Genomic DNA, 19,123 nt, shown 5'->3' with positions numbered 1-19,123 from the left:
TGATCAGTCTAATTGTAGCCTACATATAGATCAGAATGGCTAAAGCACACCTAATATCAAATGCGTTTCGTTTTAATAATAAATAATATGATCAATATGTTAAACCAATTAACTATCATTCTGAGCCATCATTTTATCAATAGGATTTAAAAAGTTTAATTATTTGAATATTCATATGTAATCAATCCACTAAGATGCTTAAATTTCTCTAGATGTTTTTTATATTTTTCATCTTGAGTATGTGCAATTGATAAACTTTGTAACTCATCTCTCAATCGAAGTGTCTGATCGATAAAAGTGCTAAAATTAAATTGATATCAAATGAGTTGATTTGAACATGGAAATACGAGATCAAATTATTCTAGTGACTGGTGGCGCACGTGGTTTAGGACTTGCAATTACCCATGCTTTGATTCGTGAAGGTGCAAGAGTTGTGGTGAATTATTTCAATAGTGAAGAATCCGCACAACAACTTGCTAAGGAACATGCCGAACAGGTTTTTATTTACAAAGCAGATGTAACCGATGCAGATCAAGTCAACACGATGTTTAAAAAGGCAAAACTGCATTATGGACATGCAATTACTTCAGTGATTAATAATGCACTATTGGCATTTAAATTTGATGGTGATCTACGTCCAAAAGTTGAAACACTGAGCTGGCACAGTATGCAACAGCAATTGGACAGTGCAGTAAAAGCCGCTTTAAACACCACCCAAGCTGCGCTAGAAGATATGAAAAAAGATCATTTTGGTCGAATCATCAATATTGGAACCAATCTCGTGCAAAATCCTGTGGTTCCTTATCATGATTATACTGCGGCTAAAGCAGCACTTTTGGCTTTTACTCGAACCACTTCACATGATTTAGGTCAGTATGGTATTAATGTAAATATGCTTTCAGGTGGTCTATTACGTAAGACTGATGCCAGTAGTGCAACACCTGATCAAGTGTTTGATTTAATCGCAGCCTCTACGCCCTTACAAGAAGTCACCACACCTGAGCAGTTTGCAGATGCCGTGCTGATGTTTTTATCATCGTGGTCACGTGCTGTAACAGGACAAAATTTGATTGTGGATGGTGGTTTAGTCAAAGGCTAATCACAGATCACCCATCTCATATAAATTCCCTTTTTTTATTTTGATTACAAAGTTAAATACTAACAATCAAGAATCTACAACTAATACTCTACAACCAATAAAAATGGGAGCCAATTGGCTCCCATTTTTTAGCTTAAAAAATTAAAAATTAAATTAAACCAAGCCTTTCTTTTTTAAGACATCAAACATAGTTGAACCAAGTTCAGCTGGGCTACGCGTATATGCCATACCCGCTTTTTCAAATGCGGCAAACTTCTCTTCAGCAGTACCTTTACCGCCAGAGATAATCGCTCCAGCGTGACCCATACGCTTACCTTTAGGCGCTGTTACACCCGCAATATAACCAACAACAGGTTTAGTCACATTAGATTGAATATATTCAGCAGCTTCTTCTTCCGCACTGCCACCAATTTCACCAATCATGATGATTGCTTCTGTTTGTGGGTCTTCTTGGAAAAGTTTTAAGCAGTCAATTTGGTTCATACCTGGAATTGGGTCACCACCGATACCAATACAAGTAGACTGACCTAAACCAAGCTTAGTGGTTTGAGCAACTGCTTCATAAGTCAATGTACCAGAACGAGAAATGATCCCGATTTTACCTGGTTGATGAATATGCCCTGGCATAATCCCAATTTTACATTCACCCGGTGTGATAATACCTGGACAGTTTGGACCGATTAAACGTGCATTATTACCATAAGTTTCAAGGTAACGTTTGGCTTTTAACATGTCTAAGGTTGGCACACCTTCAGTGATCACCACGATTAACTCAATACCAGAATCTACTGCTTCAACAATTGAATCTAGTACAAATGGAGCAGGTACATAAATTGATGTTGCATTTGCACCCGTTTCTTTTACTGCTTCACGCATTGTATTGAAAACAGGTAGACCAATATGAGTTTGACCACCTTTACCGGGTGTTACGCCACCAACTACTTTTGTACCATATGCAATTGATTGCTCAGAATGGAATGTACCATTCTTACCTGTAAAGCCTTGTACCAATACTTTTGTGTCTTTATTAACTAATACGCTCATGATTGATACTCCTTACGCTTTCACAGCAGCAACAACTTTTTCTGCGGCATCAGCTAAGCCGTTCGCAGAAATTAATTTTAGACCTGATTCATCAAGTAATTTAGCACCTAACTCCGCATTGTTGCCTTCCAAACGAACAACAACAGGTACGGTTACATTTACTTCTTGAACCGCTGCAATAATCGCTTCAGCAATCATGTCACAACGTACGATACCACCAAAAATATTGATCAACACACCTTGTACAGATGAATCTGAAAGAATAATTTTAAATGCTTCAATGACGCGATCTTTGGTTGCACCGCCACCAACATCAAGGAAGTTTGCTGGCTGACCACCATACAGTTTGATGATATCCATTGTTGCCATTGCAAGACCTGCACCATTTACCATACAACCAATATTGCCTTCTAGAGCAACATAGTTGAGGTCAAATTCAGATGCTTTTAACTCACGTTCATTTTCTTGAGATTTATCACGCATCGCAGCAATTTCAGGCAAACGATAAAGTGCATTTGAGTCGATACCGACTTTGGCATCTACACATAAGATTTCACCATTTTCACGAACGGAAAGTGGATTAATTTCAAATAGTGCAAAGTCATTTTCAACAAATGCTTTGTACGCGCCTGTCATGATAGTTACAAATTGGCTGATTTGCTTATCTTTTAAACCCAACTGGAAACCAACATCACGCGCTTGGAATGGCAATAAACCAACTAATGGATCTACTTCGACTTTAATAATTTTTTCAGGCGTTTCTTCAGCAACTTTTTCAATTTCTACGCCACCCTCTGTAGACGCCATGAATGTCACACGACGACTAGAACGATCGACCACTGCACCTAAATACAATTCACGTTCTACAGGATAAACATCTTCACAAACAAGGATACTATTTACAGGCTGGCCATTGGCATCAGTTTGATATGTGACTAAACGAGTACCTAACAGGCTTTTTGCATATTCAGCTGCTTCTTCTTTTGACTTAACAACTTTTACGCCACCCGCTTTACCACGACCACCTGCATGGACTTGGGCCTTCATCACAGCGAATTTGCCACTAATTTGCTCAAAGGCAGCAGATGCTTCTTCAGGCGTAGTGATTAAAATGCCTTCTTGAACTGGCATACCATATTTTTTTAACAGCGTTTTCGCTTGATACTCATGTAGATTCATGTTTTACCTTTTACTACTTTTCACATTGTTATGACACACCAATAATTAGACTTCCATCACAATAACTATCGGCATTTATTAAAGTTTGTTCTTTTATTTTTAGATGATTATTCAATTAAAAACAACCATCAAAAGTAAAAAGAGCGGTCGAAACCGCTCTTTTTTGTGTTATTTACGTTTACGCTGAATCGCGTGAATCGCACGCCCATCAACAGCAAGCGCTGCTTCATGAACGACTTCAGAATAAGTTGGGTGACCAAAAGTCATCAATTGTAAATCTTCAACAGAAGATACAAATTCAAGTGCAATCATACCTTGATGAACAATGTCAGAAGCACCAGGACCAATGATATGCATACCCAATAAACGATCTGTTTTTGCATCTGCAACAAACTTCACAAATCCAGCAGATTCATTGGCAGCTAAAGCACGACCATTGACAGCAAATGGGAATTGACCGGTTTTAACTTCGTGACCTTTCTCTTTAGCTTGCTCTTCAGTCAAACCTACCCATGCAGCTTCAGGGTGTGTATAAATCACTGAAATAATGGTGTCGTAATTCACTTGAGCAGCATGACCATGCATACGCTCAACCGCCATTACACCTTCTTCCATTGCTTTATGCGCAAGCATTGGGCCACGCACCAAGTCACCAATTGCATATACACCGTCAACAGACGTTGCACACCAATCGTTCACTTCAACCAAACCACGTTCAGTTAATTTAATGCCTGAATCTTCAGCCAATAAACCTTCTGCATACGCTTTACGACCAACACAAACGATTAATTTATCGAAAGTTTGAGTTTTATCTTCGCCTGCTTGATTATATTGAACAGTCACTTCACGACCATTCACTTCAGTGCCTGAAACTTTAGCACCAATACGAATATCTAAACCTTGTTTTGTTAAAAGTTTTTGATAATCTTTTGCCAACGCTTTATCCGCCATTGGTAAGAATGCATCTAATGCTTCGAACACAACAACTTCAGATCCAAGACGACGCCATACTGAACCAAGTTCCAGCCCAATTACGCCTGCACCAATTACACCTAAACGTTTAGGCACTTCTTGGAATTCTAAAGCACCTGTTGAATCAACGATAAGGTCTTCATCAACTTTTGCTACAGGAATATTTACAGGTACAGAACCAGTTGCAAGAATTACGAATTTAGGTTCTAAAACTTGAACATCACCACCTTCTAATGGTGTGAATTCAACTTTTTTACCAGCAAGTAGTTTACCCGTACCTTGTAACCACTCGATACCATTGCCTTTCAGCAATTGAGCAACACCACCAGTTAAGTTATCTACAACTTTGTCTTTACGAGCAAGAAGCTTTTGAAGATCAAGTTGGACATTTTCAACTGTAATACCGTGAACATCTAAGCCATGAAGAGTATCTTCATAGTGATGAGAAGAATCTAAAAGTGCTTTAGAAGGAATACAACCTACGTTTAAGCAAGTACCACCTAAAGATGGCTTACCTTTGTGTACACGTTTTTCGATACACGCAACTTTGAAACCAAGTTGAGCAGCACGAATTGCCGCTTCATAACCACCTGGCCCACCGCCGATTACAACTAAATCAAACTGAGACATGCTTATCTCCAAAAACGAGTTTAAAGGATCACTCTAAACTCGTGTTGTTATTCTAAAGAATTAAAGGTCAAGGATTAGTTTAGCTGGTTCTTCAAGTAACTCTTTAACAGTTACCAAGAAGCCTACAGCTTCTTTACCATCAATCATACGATGGTCATAAGAAAGCGCTAAGTACATCATTGGAAGAATTTCAACTTGACCATTTACAGCCATAGGACGCTCTTGGATTTTGTGCATACCTAAAATAGCAGTTTGTGGTTGGTTCAAAATAGGTGTTGAAAGTAATGAACCGAAAGTACCACCGTTGGTAATTGTGAAAGTACCACCAGTCATATCTTCAATTGCTAATTTACCTTCACGTGCTTTTGCAGCATACGCACCAATACCTGATTCAACTTCAGCATAGTTCATACGGTCAGTATTACGTAATACTGGAACCACTAAACCACGATCAGAAGAAACCGCAACACCGATATCATAGTATCCATGATAAACAATATCATCACCGTCGATTGAAGCATTTACCGCAGGATAGCGTTTAAGTGCTTCAGTTACAGCTTTAACGAAGAATGACATAAAGCCTAAACGTGCACCATGACGTTTTTCGAAAGCATCTTTATATTGCTTACGCATTTCCATCACAGGTTTCATGTTAACTTCGTTAAACGTAGTCAACATCGCAGTTTGCTGTGTAGCAGCAAGAAGACGTTCAGCAACACGCTTACGTAAACGTGTCATTGGAACACGTTTCTCAATACGCTCACCAACTGCAACGCTTAATGGTGTTACAGCAGCAGCTGGTTTAGTTTGATGATTTGCAACATCTTCTTTGGTGATACGACCACCACGACCAGTACCATCTACATCCGCAGCAGCAATACCTGTTTCAGTTAAAGCTTTACGCACTGCAGGTGCTTGATCTTGTACTTGAGCACGTTCAACAACAGGTGCATTACCCGCTTGAGTTTGTGCCGCAGCTTGTTCTACTTTCTCTTCTGATTGAACTGCTTGAGTTTGAGTAGCGCCAGAAACAGCACCTTCTTCAAATGTCGCAATAACTTCAGAAGAAAGAACTGTGTCACCTTCATTTTTGATGATTGCAGAGATAGTACCATCAGCAGGAGCAACAACTTCTAAAACAACTTTATCCGTTTCAATATCACAGATGACTTCATCACGTGATACCGCTTCACCTGGTTGTTTGTGCCAAGTTGCAATTGTTCCGTCAGCAACTGACTCTGGGAACACCGGTGCTTTAATTTCGGTTGCCATTATTTAGATTCTCCTGATTGTTCAGCTACGATCGCAAGTGCGTCATTCACGAGCTGAGCTTGTTGTTTTGCATGCAAATATGGTGAGCCACATGCAGGTGCAGCTGAAGCTTCACGTCCTGCATAGCTAATTTGAACTTGTAGAGCAGACTTCATTACACCTTCGTATAAACGAGGAGCAATGAATAACCATGCGCCTTGGTTCTTCGGTTCTTCTTGACACCAAACAAGTTCTTTTATGTTCGGATATGTCGCAAGCACTTCAGCAAGACGTTTTTCTGGGTATGGGTACAATTGTTCAACACGTACCACCGCAATGTTCAAGTTTTCTTCACGACGTTTTTCAAGTAAGTCGTAATAAACTTTACCACCACAAAGTACAACACGTGTTACATCTTGTTTGTTGATTTGATCCACTTCATCAATCACAGTCTGGAATGTACCAGTTGCAAGCTCTTCCAAAGTTGAAGTTGCAAGTTTATGACGAAGTAACGACTTCGGTGAAGTCACGATCATTGGCTTACGAATTGGGCGAATTGCCTGACGACGCATTGCATGGAAAATCTGTGCAGGTGTCGTAGGTGTAATCACTTGCATGTTTTCTTCAGCACATAACTGTAAGAAACGCTCAAGACGTGCAGATGAATGCTCAGGACCTTGACCTTCATAACCATGTGGAAGAAGCAATGTTAAACCACACACACGCTCCCATTTGGTTTCACCAGATGAGATGAACTGATCAATAACCACTTGCGCACAGTTTGCAAAGTCACCGAACTGAGCTTCCCAGATGACCAAACTTTTTGGCAATGTTGTTGCATAACCATATTCAAATGCAAGCACAGCCATTTCTGACAATAATGAGTCATAAATTGCAGTACGTGGCTGGTTTTCTTTGATATGACACAGTGGAATATAAACCGAACCATCAACTTGGTTATGTAGCTTAGCATGACGGTGTGAGAATGTACCACGACCAACATCTTCACCAGTCAAACGCACCAAGAAACCATCATCAAGGATAGAAGCATAAGCTAAAGTTTCTGCTGCACCCCAGTTTAATGGCATTTCACCAGTTTGCATTTTCAAACGTTCATCGATCACTTTAGACACTTGACGCTGCATCACGAAACCTTCCGGTAATTCGCGCATTTTCGTACCAATTTCTTTTAAGCGTTCGATTGGGAAAGTCGTATCCCAAACATCTGTATATTCATGGCCTAGATACGGTTTCCAGTCCACAAACATTTTGTCATTTGGTTCAAGCACTAAAGCATTGGCAACATGGTTACCTGCTTCAAGATCTTCACGATATTTTTCAACTAAAGCATCTGCATCTGAACGATCTAATACTTTTTCTTGTACCAATTGATCCGCATAAAGCGTACGTGTAGTCGCTTTTTTATTGATCACTTGATACATCATTGGTTGTGTTGCTGCTGGCTCATCTGCTTCGTTATGACCACGACGACGATAACAGAACATGTCAATCACAACATCTTTACGGAATGTATGACGGAAATCATGTGCCAATTGCGCAACAAACAATACAGATTCAGGGTCATCACCATTTACATGGAAAATTGGCGCCTGAATCATTTTTGCAATGTCAGTACAGTATTCAGTAGAACGTGCATCACGTGGATCAGATGTAGTAAAACCAACTTGGTTGTTGACTACGATATGAACCGTGCCACCTACGGTATAACCACGCGTTTGTGACATTTGGAAGGTTTCTTGGTTGACACCTTGACCAGCAAATGCAGCATCACCATGTACGATTACAGGTAATACGTCATCACCACCAATGTCTTTACGACGTACTTGGCGTGCACGAACTGAACCTTCAACCACAGGACCAACAATTTCTAAATGCGATGGGTTAAATGCCAAAGCCAAGTGAACTTCGCCACCAGGTGTCATCACATTTGATGAGAAACCTTGGTGATACTTAACATCACCAGAACCTTTTTTAGCTAAAGTTTTACCTTCGAACTCACCAAACAAATCAGCTGGGTTTTTACCCATAATGTTCACAAGTAAGTTTAAACGACCACGGTGTGGCATCCCAATTACGACTTCTTTACAACCTACAGAACCTGCACGTTGAATAAGTTCGTTTACCATTGGAATAAAAGATTCACCACCCTCTACACCAAAACGCTTCGCACCAACATACTTATTACCGAGGAATTTTTCTAAGCCTTCAGCAGCAGTTAAACGTTCAAGTACATGTTTCTTTTGATCTGCCGAGAAACCGAACTGACCGCGTGCACCTTCAAGACGTTGTTGAATCCAGCGTTTTTCTTTGGTGTCAACAATGTGCATATATTCAGCACCAATAGAAGCACAGTATGTTGCCTCCATTGCGCTAACCATTTCACCTAAAGTTGCTTCAGTTTTACCAATCGCCAAATTTCCAGCATTGAAAACTGTATCTAGGTCAGACTTGGTTAAACCATGTGCAGCAAGATCTAAATCTGGCACATCTTCACGTTTAGCCAAACCTAGTGGATCAAGCTTCGCTTTTTGATGACCACGGTTACGGTATGCTGCAATCAGTTGCAAAACACCGATTTGACGACGCTCATGCTCAGTACTTACTTCACTTTGCACAACAGGCTGAACACGACTTGAATTACGACCTAATAATAAGAATTGCTCACGAATGTTTCCGTGCGGTTGGTCACCTTTAGGGAATTTATCGAAATATTGACGCCAATCCTCACCTACTGAGGTTGGAGAAGAAAGGTACTGTTCGTAAAGCTCTTCAATATACGCTGCACTATCAGCGGAAAGTTCAGTATCAAGACGCAATGCGTCAGCAACTTCTTGCATTTGTGGACCCATTTCCTATTGCAAAAACATTAGAGGGTGCTTTTTAAGCACTCCCATGATTGATAATGCCAAATCGGTAAATTGACATTCACCCATCAGATACTCATGACCAAGGGGCGTTATAAACATTAGCTTTTACTAATGCATACAATGAATCATAACGCCCTCAATGGCATCATCACTCACTTATATACTCAACCGAAGCTGAGCAATTTTTTGCAAATCGACTTAGAAAAAACAAAGACTTTTTTGCTTTTTCTAAAGCGGTTCTAAACTTTGCTTATAAAATTATTTATAAACTGATCTGGATCACACTTATGTAGAAAAAATGTACCAAAAATATGGTGTGTTTTTCACATATAGTGGTTTGTTAAATCGTAACATGATCTGTCACTTCAATTGATTTTTTTGACACATACCACCTATAAATTAGCGAAATACATACAAGAAATAATCTATTATTATCCATCCATTTATATCGGGTCTGTTGCTACTTTTTCAATGCTTAAAACTTATCCTTCACTCGCTCGAACAAAAAACAACCATCTCATTAAAAATCCAATAAAAAAAGAGCGTACATCCCAAGATGTACGCCCTTTTTTCACATCGTATTAACCCGCTTGATCGAGCAACATGCTACGAATATGACCAATTGCTTTTGTTGGATTCAAGCCTTTCGGACATACAGACACACAGTTCATAATTCCTTTACAACGGAATAATGAGAATGGGTCATCAAGACGTGATAAACGATCTTGTGTCGCAGTATCACGAGAATCAATAATAAAACGATATGCATTCAACAATGCTGAAGGACCCAAGAATTTATCCGGATTCCACCAGAATGATGGGCATGACGTTGAACAACATGCACAAAGAATACACTCATATAAACCATTTAAGTGCTCACGCTCTTCTGGAGATTGTAAACGCTCTTTTGGTGGTGCAGGTTGATTATTGATTAAGAATGGATGAATTTTGTCATACTGATCGTAGAACTGATTCATATCCACAACTAAATCTTTAACTACTGGCAGACCAGGCAATGGACGAATGACGATTTTTTCAGGTAAATCGTTCAAGTTCCATAAACACGCAAGACCATTCTTACCATTGATATTCACACCATCTGAACCGCAAATACCTTCACGGCAAGAACGACGGAATGTTAATGATTCGTCTTGAACTTTTAACGCTAAAAGTGCGTCAAGCAACATACGATGCTTGTCCGTCAACTCTAGTTTAAAAGTCTGCATATACGGTGCTTTATCCTTATCAGGATCATAGCGGTAGATTTCGAATGTACGTGTACCTCTACTCATCTTATTTCTCCCGATTAGAATGTACGTGGTTTAGGTTCAATTGGGTCTACAGACAATGGGCTGTAACGTACTGGCTTGTATTCAAGATGGTTATCCGCTGAATACCATAAAGTATGTTTCATCCATTCATCATCACGACGACCATATGAATAGTGCTCATCATCAGCAGGCAATTCATAATCTACAACAGTATGTGCACCACGACATTCTTTACGTGCAGCAGCAGAAATCAATGTTGCTTTTGCTACTTCGTATAAGTTTTCAACTTCCAAGGCTTCAATACGTGCAGTATTAAATACTTTAGATTTGTCTTTTAAATGAATGTTACGTACACGTGGTTCAATCGCAAGAATCTGCTTAACACCCTCATCAAGCAATGCTTGAGTACGGAATACACCCGCATGGTCTTGAACGATATCACGAATCGCATCCGCAACTTCTTGTGCATTTTCACCAGAAGTAGAATCATCTAAATGATTGATACGTTTCAACGTGTTCATAAGTACATCATTTGGAAGTGGCTGGTATTCATCACCGTGATGTTTAGTCACGTAATCAATGATGTGTTCACCAGCAGCTTTACCAAATACAACCAAGTCAAGTAATGAGTTTGTACCTAAACGGTTTGCACCATGTACAGACACGCAAGAACACTCACCAATCGCATAGAAGCCTTTTACAGGCACTGTGTAATTCATTGTACCGTTGGTTGTGTATTCATTTGCAGCTTTATCAAAACCTGCATAGAAATCTGCTGCATTTTTCGCTGTTTCAGGGATAACCACTTGACCATGAATATTGGTAGGAATACCCCCCATTTGATAATGGATTGTTGGTACAACTGGAATTGGTTCTTTGGTGATATCCACGTTTGCGAATTTCTTACCAATCTCAAATACAGATGGTAAACGCTTCATGATGGTATCTGCGCCCAAGTGAGTCATATCAAGAAGGATATAATCACCTTTAGGACCACAACCACGACCTTCTTTGATCTCTTGGTCCATAGAACGTGATACGAAGTCACGAGGAGCCAAATCTTTCAAAGTTGGTGCATAACGCTCCATGAACGGTTCGCCATCTTTGTTACGAAGGATTGCACCTTCACCACGACAACCTTCCGTTAACAATACACCTGCACCAGCAACACCGGTTGGGTGGAATTGCCAGAATTCCATATCTTGTAATGGAATACCCGCACGAGCTGCCATACCAAGACCATCACCAGTATTGATATAAGCATTGGTAGAAGCACGGTAAACACGACCAGCACCACCAGTAGCAAACAATGTTGCTTTGGCTTGGAATACAGCAATTTTGCCTGTTTCTTGGTCAATTGCTGTTACACCAAGTACATCACCAGCTTCGTTACGGATTAAGTCTAATGCAATCCATTCAACGAAGAATTGAGTACCCATTTTCACATTACTTTGATAAAGCGTATGAAGAAGAGCATGACCTGTACGATCGGCAGCGGCACAGGCACGTGGAACTGGTTTTTCACCATAGTTCGCAGAGTGACCACCAAATGGACGTTGGTAAATTGTACCATCTGCATTACGGTCAAATGGCATACCTAAGTGTTCAAGTTCATAAACAACTTTAGGCGCCTCACGACACATAAATTCGATTGCATCTTGGTCACCTAACCAGTCAGAACCTTTTACTGTGTCATAGAAATGATAGTGCCAGTTGTCGTCTTGCATATTACCAAGCGATGCACCAATACCACCTTGAGCCGCAACAGTATGAGAACGTGTTGGGAATACTTTAGTTAGCACTGCAACATTCAAGCCTGCTTGAGCAAGTTGATATGAAGCACGCATACCTGAACCACCACCACCAACGATGACTGCATCGAAGAACTGGCTTGGAATATTTGAATAATCTTCTTTAGGGGTTAAAGCGCCCATGACATTTTCCTATCAATTCGCCCAAAAAATCTGGATTGCCCAGATCGCATATGCAATAACAGCAATAATCACTGCTGAAGTTAACACGATGCGTAAACCTGAAGCTGAAGGACCCATCTGACGAGTAGTCACATAGTCTGTGAATACTTGCCACATACCAATCCAAGCATGCGCAACAAGAGATAAGACTGCCAATAAAGATAAAATCTTCATCGGAAGTGTCATCATAAAGCCAAACCATTGCTCATAGTTAAATCCGACATTGCACAGAATCCAACCTAATACGACAACAGTATAAACAGCTAGAACTACAGCACTTACGCGTTGGATATACCAATCACGAGAACCTGACCCCGTTAAACCTGTAGCACTTTTCATTAGAGAACGATCCATACAAATGATGCGACAACTGATATCGCAGCCAAAATTAATGCAATAGTTGCTGCTATGCGACCGCTTTGTAACTCTTCCGCAAAGCCTAGATCAGCAAGTAAATGTTTAATGCCCATAATAAAATGGAACAATAAACCAGCGACAAATACCCATACGATGAAACGTACAATGAAGCCACCAAAGATTGCTTGAACTTGAGCAAAGCCTTCAGGCGAAGACAAAGACTTGTCTAAAAGCCACAAAAGTACCGGTACGAGTAAAAATACGATGACACCTGATAGACGGTGTAGAATTGATGCAATAGCCACAGGGGATTTTAAGTTTACATCTAAAACTTGACCCATGGACAAATTGACAGGTCTGTTGCTTTTCACAGCGGGCATCCTGTAAGTAAAAACTCCATCCGGAGTTTGTTGGAATTAATTCGAAGGAAAGCTAGCATTGTCAGACAAATAAATTGCCTGAACTTTAAACGACACTGAATTATAAAACGTGCACTGTCAAAATACAAACCATCGAAATTGGCTTTTTCTTTAAAAAACACTCAAATAAGAATCATTTACAGCTATTTAAAAAATAAAGTAGAACACCCATCTAGGCTTTTAAGGGCTATCTCTTTATTTTTTATGATAATTAAACATATTACTTTTATACATAATTACGACTTATATTATTTTTATAAATTTAGACTAAAGCACAACATTACGGACAAAATCGTCCTGTGGTTAATTTTATCTGCGCTTTTATTTTCTTTCACGTTGTTAAATTTTTTTAGATACCCAACATGTTATTTTAAAATAGTCCTTTATTCCCATTTTAAATGGGTATCATTTAATTCAGTGATTTGACTGAAAGCTTTGTAATAAGAAATAAAGACTTAGTTTGTGAATAATTCACAATTTAGATTCAAGATTTTGTCATATTTGATTATTCATCAGGCAATCAAATATCTATTTTTATGCTAATTCGATTATTTTTTATACTTTAAAAGCTTCAATAAAAACTATTTTTTAATCAATTAAGCATTAAAATGAAAATAAATATTTCATCATCTTATTTGGATGTTTTTTACACAAAAATAATATCAAAAGCTAGGTAAGTCGTGAAATTCAGATGGTTTTAAAACAGCAACAATGCATTTACCAACTTACAAAAGCTACAAAATATTGGTCAAAAATGCCATTTCCTGTCTAGCAATCACAATTATTTTTCTGCACCTTCTTTAGAATTTACCTTATTATACTGACCGACTCTGAAATTTAATGATCAATCTTACTGGTTAAAGTTAGACTAACTACTGATGAAAACATCATTTTTTCATCCATAAGTATAATTGACAAAATTTCAGTACTCACTAAGCTAAATAGCAATTTTTGATCCGTCTGACTTGTACATTACAAGATGACTCAGCAAGTTAGATAAAATATCCACCAGGACAGGAGATCTATTGAATGTCTGCAGCAACTGGCAAGAAAGCCGTTCTAGAGCTTGATGGCAAAAAAATTGAATTACCAATTTACAGCGGCACATTGGGCCCAGATGTAATCGACGTTAAGGATGTGTTGGCTTCAGGTCACTTTACTTTTGATCCTGGTTTTATGGCGACAGCTTCTTGCGAGTCTAAAATCACTTTCATTGATGGTGATAAAGGCGTTCTTTTACACCGTGGTTATCCAATTGCTCAACTTGCAACTCAAGCTTCTTACTTAGAAACTTGCTATTTATTATTAAGCGGTGAGCTTCCAACTGCTGAACAAAAAACAGACTTCGAAAACAAAGTCCGCAACCACACGATGGTTCACGATCAAGTTAGCCGTTTCTTCAATGGTTTCCGTCGTGATGCTCACCCTATGGCGGTTATGTGCGGTGTAGTTGGTGCGTTATCTGCGTTCTATCACAACGGTTTTGATGTTGAAAACGTTGATCACCGTGAAATTACTGCAGTTCGCTTAATTGCTAAGATTCCTACCCTTGCGGCTTGGACTTATAAATATACTGTTGGTCAACCATTCGTTTACCCACGTAATGATTTAAGCTACGCTGAAAACTTCCTGTACATGATGTTTGCTACTCCAGCAGATCGTGACTACAAAGTTAACCCTATTCTTGCTAAAGCAATGGATCGTATCTTTACGCTTCATGCTGACCATGAACAAAATGCATCAACGTCTACAGTACGTTTAGCTGGTTCTACAGGTGCTAACCCTTATGCATGTATTGCTGCGGGTATTGCTGCACTTTGGGGACCTGCGCATGGTGGTGCAAACGAAGCTGTTCTTAAGATGCTCGATGAAATCGGCACTGTAGAAAATGTTGCGCCGTTCATGGAAAAAGTAAAAACTAAAGAAGTTAAACTTATGGGCTTCGGTCACCGAGTTTATAAAAACTTCGATCCACGTGCAAAAGTAATGAAAGAGACTTGTGACGAAGTGTTAAGTGCACTTGGTATCAATGATCCTCAACTTGCGCTTGCAATGGAACTTGAACGTATTGCATTAAGCGATCCGTACTTCATCGAACGTAAACTTTACCCGAACGTAGACTTCTATTCAGGTATCATCCTTAAAGCGATTGGTATCCCAACTGAAATGTTTACGGTAATCTTCGCGCTTGCACGTACAGTTGGTTGGATCAGCCACTGGTTAGAAATGCACAGCGGTCCGTACAAAATCGGTCGTCCTCGTCAGCTTTATACTGGCGAAACTGAACGCGATATCAAACGTTAATTCGTTACGCATTCACATTGAAGAACCACCCTTCTGGGTGGTTTTTTATTATATATTTATACCAATTGGTATAACCTTTTTATTTTAAAATTTATTTAAAATCAAGCCATAACAATATCAATAATAAGCATAGAAAATGAAATTTATATTTTTACTATAAAGCTTACAAATCACTACTTTAAAAAACACCCAACAAATAACTTTATTTTATATATTGTTTAAAAATTTTTAATCATACATTTTCAAAGGACTTGAAGATGCCTCAACATTTATCCAAGCAAATGCACGACCCAGATCAAGCTTTTTTTGGTCACCCTAAACCTTTAAAAGGTTTATTTTTTACCGAGCTTTGGGAACGTTTTTCCTATTATGGTATTCGCCCTTTATTAATCCTCTATATGGCGGCTTTAGTTGCTGATGGCGGTCTCGGTTTAGATCACCCAACAGCATCAGCAATTGTCGGCTTATTTGCAGGCAGTATGTATTTAATGACCGTATTGGGTGGATGGGTTGCTGACAATTATCTCGGTCAGGAGCGCGCTGTGTGGTACGGTTCACTGATCATCGCATTTGGACATCTATCCATTGCATTGGCAGCTTTATTTGGGCATTTCTTTTTTTATTTTGGTTTAGTTTTGATTGTGATCGGTTCTGGTTTATTTAAAACCTGTATTTCCGTCATTGTTGGCACTTTATATCAGGCTCAAGATTCACGGCGTGATGCAGGATTTTCCATTTTTTATATGGGAATTAATCTAGGTTCGTTGATTGCTCCACTATTGACTGGTTTATTGGTTAAAGAACATGGTTGGCACTGGGGGTTCGGAATTGGTGGCCTTGGAATGTTAATCGCATTACTGATTTTTAAGTTAATAACTGTGCCTCAATTAAAACAATTTAATCATGTGCAAGGCAATGAAAATAACTGGGCTCGTCCTGTACATTACAATCCTAAAGCACCCCAAATGATCATAGGTTTTATTGCCGTTGTTGGCTTGATTATCGGTCTAGTTTCTCTTGGCATAGTTAACATCAATCCAATTCAAATCGCCACATATTTCACGATCACAATCTGTATTTGTATTGCCTTATATTTCAGCTACCTATTACTCTTTGCTGGTTTGAATAATACTGAGAAAAAACAAATCATCATCTGTTTTATTTTACTCATCACCGCTGCACTTTTCTGGTCAGCATTTGAACAAAAACCAACATCTTTCAATCTTTTCGCCCAAGACTTTACAGATCGCCAATTCTTTGGCTTTGAAATACCCGCAGTTTGGTTTCAATCGATTAACCCGCTTTTCATTATTATTTTCGCACCGATCATCGCATGGCTTTGGGTTAAATTAGGCAAACAAAATCGTGACCCTAGCTATATCACCAAATTTATTATTGCTTTACTCCTCGCTGCGGGTGGTTTCCTCGTGATGAGCATTGCCAGTTACTTGATCACCCAAAATGGTGGAACTGTTTCTGCATTATGGATCGCATCAAGCCTCCTGCTTTTAACACTAGGTGAATTATGCTTAAGCCCTGTTGGTCTTTCAACGATGACTAAACTTGCTCCAACCATAATTCGTGGGCAAGTGATGGGGCTTTGGTTTACAGCATCTGCTTTAGGAAACTTGATGGCAGGTTTAATCGGTGGTCATGTTTCAATCCATGAAGTTGACCAATTACCCTTGCTATTTGTGCGATGTGTCATCGCTTTACTTCTTGGCGCACTCGTTCTATGGTTAATGAGAAAACCGATTCGTAAATTACTCAATCAAACATCGACCCCCTCTCAAAAATCTATTGATATGCAATTGGAAAAAGTATGAACAGTTTGTCACCTGCCAACAAATTAGAAAACCTTCGTACAATTATGAAGAAATATCAGCAGGATGCTTTTATCGCCATGAGTGCAGATCCACATATGTCAGAATATCTACCTGATTATTGGAAAATACGCCAATGGCTAACAGGCTTTACAGGTTCAGTCGGCACAATTGTAGTCACTCAAAACTTCGCAGGTTTATGGGTAGATGGTCGATATTGGGTACAAGCTGAACAGCAACTGGAAAATACAGGTTACGTTTTACAAAAGCAGACACCTGATCCTGCTTCAACACATTTGGCTTGGCTTTCACAACATTTAGCCAAAGATGCAAAAATCTCTGTCAATGGAAATACCATTTCAACTCAACAATACAGCGCATTATCAGCGCTTGCAATAGAACACAATTTCTTCATTCAAACAGACTTAGATTTAATTGATGAAATTTGGACTGAACGGCCAGCACTGCCCCTACAACCCATTTGGCAAATGGCAGATGATTTAAATGCCCAAACACGCTTAGAAAAAATAACAGCGATCCGTCACAAACTTATTCAGAAAAAAGCAACGGGGCATTTTATTTCTGCACTCGATGATATTGCTTGGATTTTGAATTGTAGGGGGCGTGATGTTGAATATAACCCCGTGTTCTTAGCGTACTTATATATTGACCATTCTCGAACTGTGCTTTTTATTGATGTTGCAAAACTTTCAAATGAAATGCAGCAAAGATTTGCTTTGGATAACATTGAAATCTTATCTTATAACGCAAGCATCGAGTTTTTGGCCGAACTTAAACAACAAAATATTTTAATTGATCCAGCTAAAGTCTCAATTTCATCTGCACAGGCCATTGAGCAGCAAAGTCATTTAGTCCATGACATTAATCCAAGCACCTTATTTAAATCGCAAAAACAGCCTATTGAAATTACCCATATACGCAGTGCAATGACCAAAGATGGTGTTGCCCTATGTCATTTCTTTCATTGGCTAGATAACGCATTGGCTGATAAAGAATCGATCAATGAACTCACCATCGACGAAAAAATTTCAGGCTTTCGCGCACAACAAGCAGGTTTTATTGGATTAAGCTTCTCGACAATTGCAGGCTTTAATGCCAACGGCGCATTACCCCACTATCGTGCCACCGAAGAAAGCTTTAGCGAGATTAGTGGTGATGGTTTGCTTTTGATTGATTCAGGCGCACAATATGATGAAGGAACCACAGATATTACCCGTGTTGTTCCCATAGGCACCGCAAGCGCGGAACAAAAGCGCGATTATACACTTGTATTAAAATGTCATATTGCGCTTGCTCAAACTGTTTTCCCAAAAGGCATTGCATCACCTCTTTTAGATTCGATCACACGTCAAACCCTGTGGAAATATGGTTTGGATTATCGTCATGGTACAGGTCACGGTGTAGGCTATGCATTGAATGTTCATGAAGGTCCCCAAGTGATTTCATATTATGCCCCAGTCACACCATCCACTAAGATGCGCGAAGGGATGATTACTTCCAATGAACCTGGTTTATATCATCAAGGCAAGTACGGCATTCGAATTGAGAATCTTGTCGTCAACAAAATTAAGCATTTTGAAGATACCACCTATGGCCAATTTTTAGAATTCGAAACATTAACACTGTGCCCAATTAACCTAAGCTGTATTATTTTAACGTTGTTAAATGATGATGAAAAAGCATGGTTAAATCAGTACCATCAAACAGTCAGAGAACGATTAGCAGCTCACTTAGAAGGTGATGTTTTAAACTGGCTAAATGAAAACACCCAAGCTATTTAACTCTTCATATCAATCAAAAAAGCGCAGAGCCTTTTGACTGTGCGCTTTTTTGAAAATCTATATACCATTGATGCATATAATAAAGATAAAATTCTGCACTTTTTAGCATAG

13 protein-coding genes are annotated in these 19,123 nt (G+C 39.2%); 4 read left to right on the top strand and 9 right to left on the bottom strand.

Going from position 1 to position 19,123, the window contains the following annotated elements:
- Positions 1 to 337: 337 nt before the first annotated feature.
- Positions 338 to 1,099 carry a 3-oxoacyl-ACP reductase gene (locus ACG9ZL_RS06050; RefSeq protein ID WP_419359421.1) on the top strand — a complete coding sequence of 254 codons (762 nt, stop codon included), beginning with the start codon at positions 338 to 340 and terminating at the stop codon, positions 1,097 to 1,099.
- A gap of 153 nt (positions 1,100 to 1,252) precedes the next feature.
- Here ACG9ZL_RS06050 and sucD read toward each other — a convergent pair whose 3' ends face one another.
- The 9 genes from sucD to sdhC all read right to left on the bottom strand — a co-directional run bounded on the left by sucD (position 1,253) and on the right by sdhC (position 13,044).
- The gene (sucD, locus tag ACG9ZL_RS06045; protein ID WP_004717274.1) at positions 1,253 to 2,143 is read right to left on the bottom strand and encodes a succinate--CoA ligase subunit alpha; all 891 of its coding nucleotides are present in this window, start codon (positions 2,141 to 2,143) and stop codon (positions 1,253 to 1,255) included.
- Between the two features lie 12 nt (positions 2,144 to 2,155).
- Positions 2,156 to 3,322 carry an ADP-forming succinate--CoA ligase subunit beta gene (sucC, locus tag ACG9ZL_RS06040; protein ID WP_004717276.1) on the bottom strand — a complete coding sequence of 389 codons (1,167 nt, stop codon included), beginning with the start codon at positions 3,320 to 3,322 and terminating at the stop codon, positions 2,156 to 2,158.
- A 168-nt stretch (positions 3,323 to 3,490) separates the two neighbouring features.
- Entirely contained in the window at positions 3,491 to 4,924 is a 1,434-nt protein-coding gene (gene lpdA / locus ACG9ZL_RS06035; protein WP_419359419.1) for a dihydrolipoyl dehydrogenase, read from the bottom strand.
- A 60-nt stretch (positions 4,925 to 4,984) separates the two neighbouring features.
- Positions 4,985 to 6,196 carry a 2-oxoglutarate dehydrogenase complex dihydrolipoyllysine-residue succinyltransferase gene (gene odhB / locus ACG9ZL_RS06030; RefSeq protein WP_105713590.1) on the bottom strand — a complete coding sequence of 404 codons (1,212 nt, stop codon included), beginning with the start codon at positions 6,194 to 6,196 and terminating at the stop codon, positions 4,985 to 4,987.
- Positions 6,196 to 9,033: a 2-oxoglutarate dehydrogenase E1 component gene (locus ACG9ZL_RS06025; protein WP_004717282.1), complete on the bottom strand. Its 2,838-nt coding sequence runs from the start codon at positions 9,031 to 9,033 to the stop codon at positions 6,196 to 6,198. Before ACG9ZL_RS06025 ends, odhB begins: the two co-directional genes overlap by 1 nt.
- Positions 9,034 to 9,644: 611 nt before the next feature.
- The gene (locus ACG9ZL_RS06020; protein ID WP_004717284.1) at positions 9,645 to 10,355 is read right to left on the bottom strand and encodes a succinate dehydrogenase iron-sulfur subunit; all 711 of its coding nucleotides are present in this window, start codon (positions 10,353 to 10,355) and stop codon (positions 9,645 to 9,647) included.
- Positions 10,356 to 10,369: 14 nt separating this feature from the next.
- Positions 10,370 to 12,268 (bottom strand): FAD-binding protein, encoded by a 1,899-nt coding sequence (locus tag ACG9ZL_RS06015; protein WP_336951788.1) that lies wholly within the window; start codon positions 12,266 to 12,268, stop codon positions 10,370 to 10,372.
- A 12-nt stretch (positions 12,269 to 12,280) separates the two neighbouring features.
- Positions 12,281 to 12,646: a succinate dehydrogenase, hydrophobic membrane anchor protein gene (gene sdhD, locus ACG9ZL_RS06010; RefSeq protein WP_336951790.1), complete on the bottom strand. Its 366-nt coding sequence runs from the start codon at positions 12,644 to 12,646 to the stop codon at positions 12,281 to 12,283.
- The gene (sdhC, locus tag ACG9ZL_RS06005; RefSeq protein WP_336951791.1) at positions 12,646 to 13,044 is read right to left on the bottom strand and encodes a succinate dehydrogenase, cytochrome b556 subunit; all 399 of its coding nucleotides are present in this window, start codon (positions 13,042 to 13,044) and stop codon (positions 12,646 to 12,648) included. The genes sdhD and sdhC overlap by 1 nt, the downstream gene beginning before the upstream one ends.
- Before the next feature lie 1,068 nt (positions 13,045 to 14,112).
- On the opposite strand from sdhC, the gene gltA reads away from it, so the two are divergent.
- The 3 genes from gltA to ACG9ZL_RS05990 all read left to right on the top strand — a co-directional run bounded on the left by gltA (position 14,113) and on the right by ACG9ZL_RS05990 (position 19,012).
- Entirely contained in the window at positions 14,113 to 15,387 is a 1,275-nt protein-coding gene (gene gltA, locus ACG9ZL_RS06000; protein ID WP_309285271.1) for a citrate synthase, read from the top strand.
- A gap of 257 nt (positions 15,388 to 15,644) precedes the next feature.
- Positions 15,645 to 17,213: a peptide MFS transporter gene (locus tag ACG9ZL_RS05995; RefSeq protein ID WP_419359417.1), complete on the top strand. Its 1,569-nt coding sequence runs from the start codon at positions 15,645 to 15,647 to the stop codon at positions 17,211 to 17,213.
- The gene (locus ACG9ZL_RS05990) at positions 17,210 to 19,012 is read left to right on the top strand and encodes an aminopeptidase P family protein (RefSeq protein WP_419359415.1); all 1,803 of its coding nucleotides are present in this window, start codon (positions 17,210 to 17,212) and stop codon (positions 19,010 to 19,012) included. Before ACG9ZL_RS05995 ends, ACG9ZL_RS05990 begins: the two co-directional genes overlap by 4 nt.
- Positions 19,013 to 19,123 lie beyond the last annotated feature (111 nt).

It is taken from the genome of Acinetobacter legionensis (assembly GCF_048551735.1).
In the GTDB taxonomy this organism is placed as follows: domain Bacteria; phylum Pseudomonadota; class Gammaproteobacteria; order Pseudomonadales; family Moraxellaceae; genus Acinetobacter.
Note: the sequence above shows the minus strand (reverse complement) of the source record. Positions and strands in the feature narration are given on the sequence as shown.

Excerpts from the sequence above, each read along its gene's own strand:
- ACG9ZL_RS06050 (WP_419359421.1), top strand. The coding sequence starts at position 338 with ATGGAAATACGAGATCAAATTATTCTAGTGACTGGTGGCGCACGTGGT.
- sdhC (WP_336951791.1), bottom strand. The coding sequence starts at position 13,044 with ATGCCCGCTGTGAAAAGCAACAGACCTGTCAATTTGTCCATGGGTCAA.
- sucC (WP_004717276.1), bottom strand. The coding sequence starts at position 3,322 with ATGAATCTACATGAGTATCAAGCGAAAACGCTGTTAAAAAAATATGGT.
- ACG9ZL_RS06020 (WP_004717284.1), bottom strand. The coding sequence starts at position 10,355 with ATGAGTAGAGGTACACGTACATTCGAAATCTACCGCTATGATCCTGAT.
- ACG9ZL_RS06015 (WP_336951788.1), bottom strand. The coding sequence starts at position 12,268 with ATGGGCGCTTTAACCCCTAAAGAAGATTATTCAAATATTCCAAGCCAG.
- lpdA (WP_419359419.1), bottom strand. The coding sequence starts at position 4,924 with ATGTCTCAGTTTGATTTAGTTGTAATCGGCGGTGGGCCAGGTGGTTAT.
- sdhD (WP_336951790.1), bottom strand. The coding sequence starts at position 12,646 with ATGAAAAGTGCTACAGGTTTAACGGGGTCAGGTTCTCGTGATTGGTAT.
- ACG9ZL_RS05995 (WP_419359417.1), top strand. The coding sequence starts at position 15,645 with ATGCCTCAACATTTATCCAAGCAAATGCACGACCCAGATCAAGCTTTT.
- ACG9ZL_RS05990 (WP_419359415.1), top strand. The coding sequence starts at position 17,210 with ATGAACAGTTTGTCACCTGCCAACAAATTAGAAAACCTTCGTACAATT.
- ACG9ZL_RS06025 (WP_004717282.1), bottom strand. The coding sequence starts at position 9,033 with ATGCAAGAAGTTGCTGACGCATTGCGTCTTGATACTGAACTTTCCGCT.
- sucD (WP_004717274.1), bottom strand. The coding sequence starts at position 2,143 with ATGAGCGTATTAGTTAATAAAGACACAAAAGTATTGGTACAAGGCTTT.
- gltA (WP_309285271.1), top strand. The coding sequence starts at position 14,113 with ATGTCTGCAGCAACTGGCAAGAAAGCCGTTCTAGAGCTTGATGGCAAA.
- odhB (WP_105713590.1), bottom strand. The coding sequence starts at position 6,196 with ATGGCAACCGAAATTAAAGCACCGGTGTTCCCAGAGTCAGTTGCTGAC.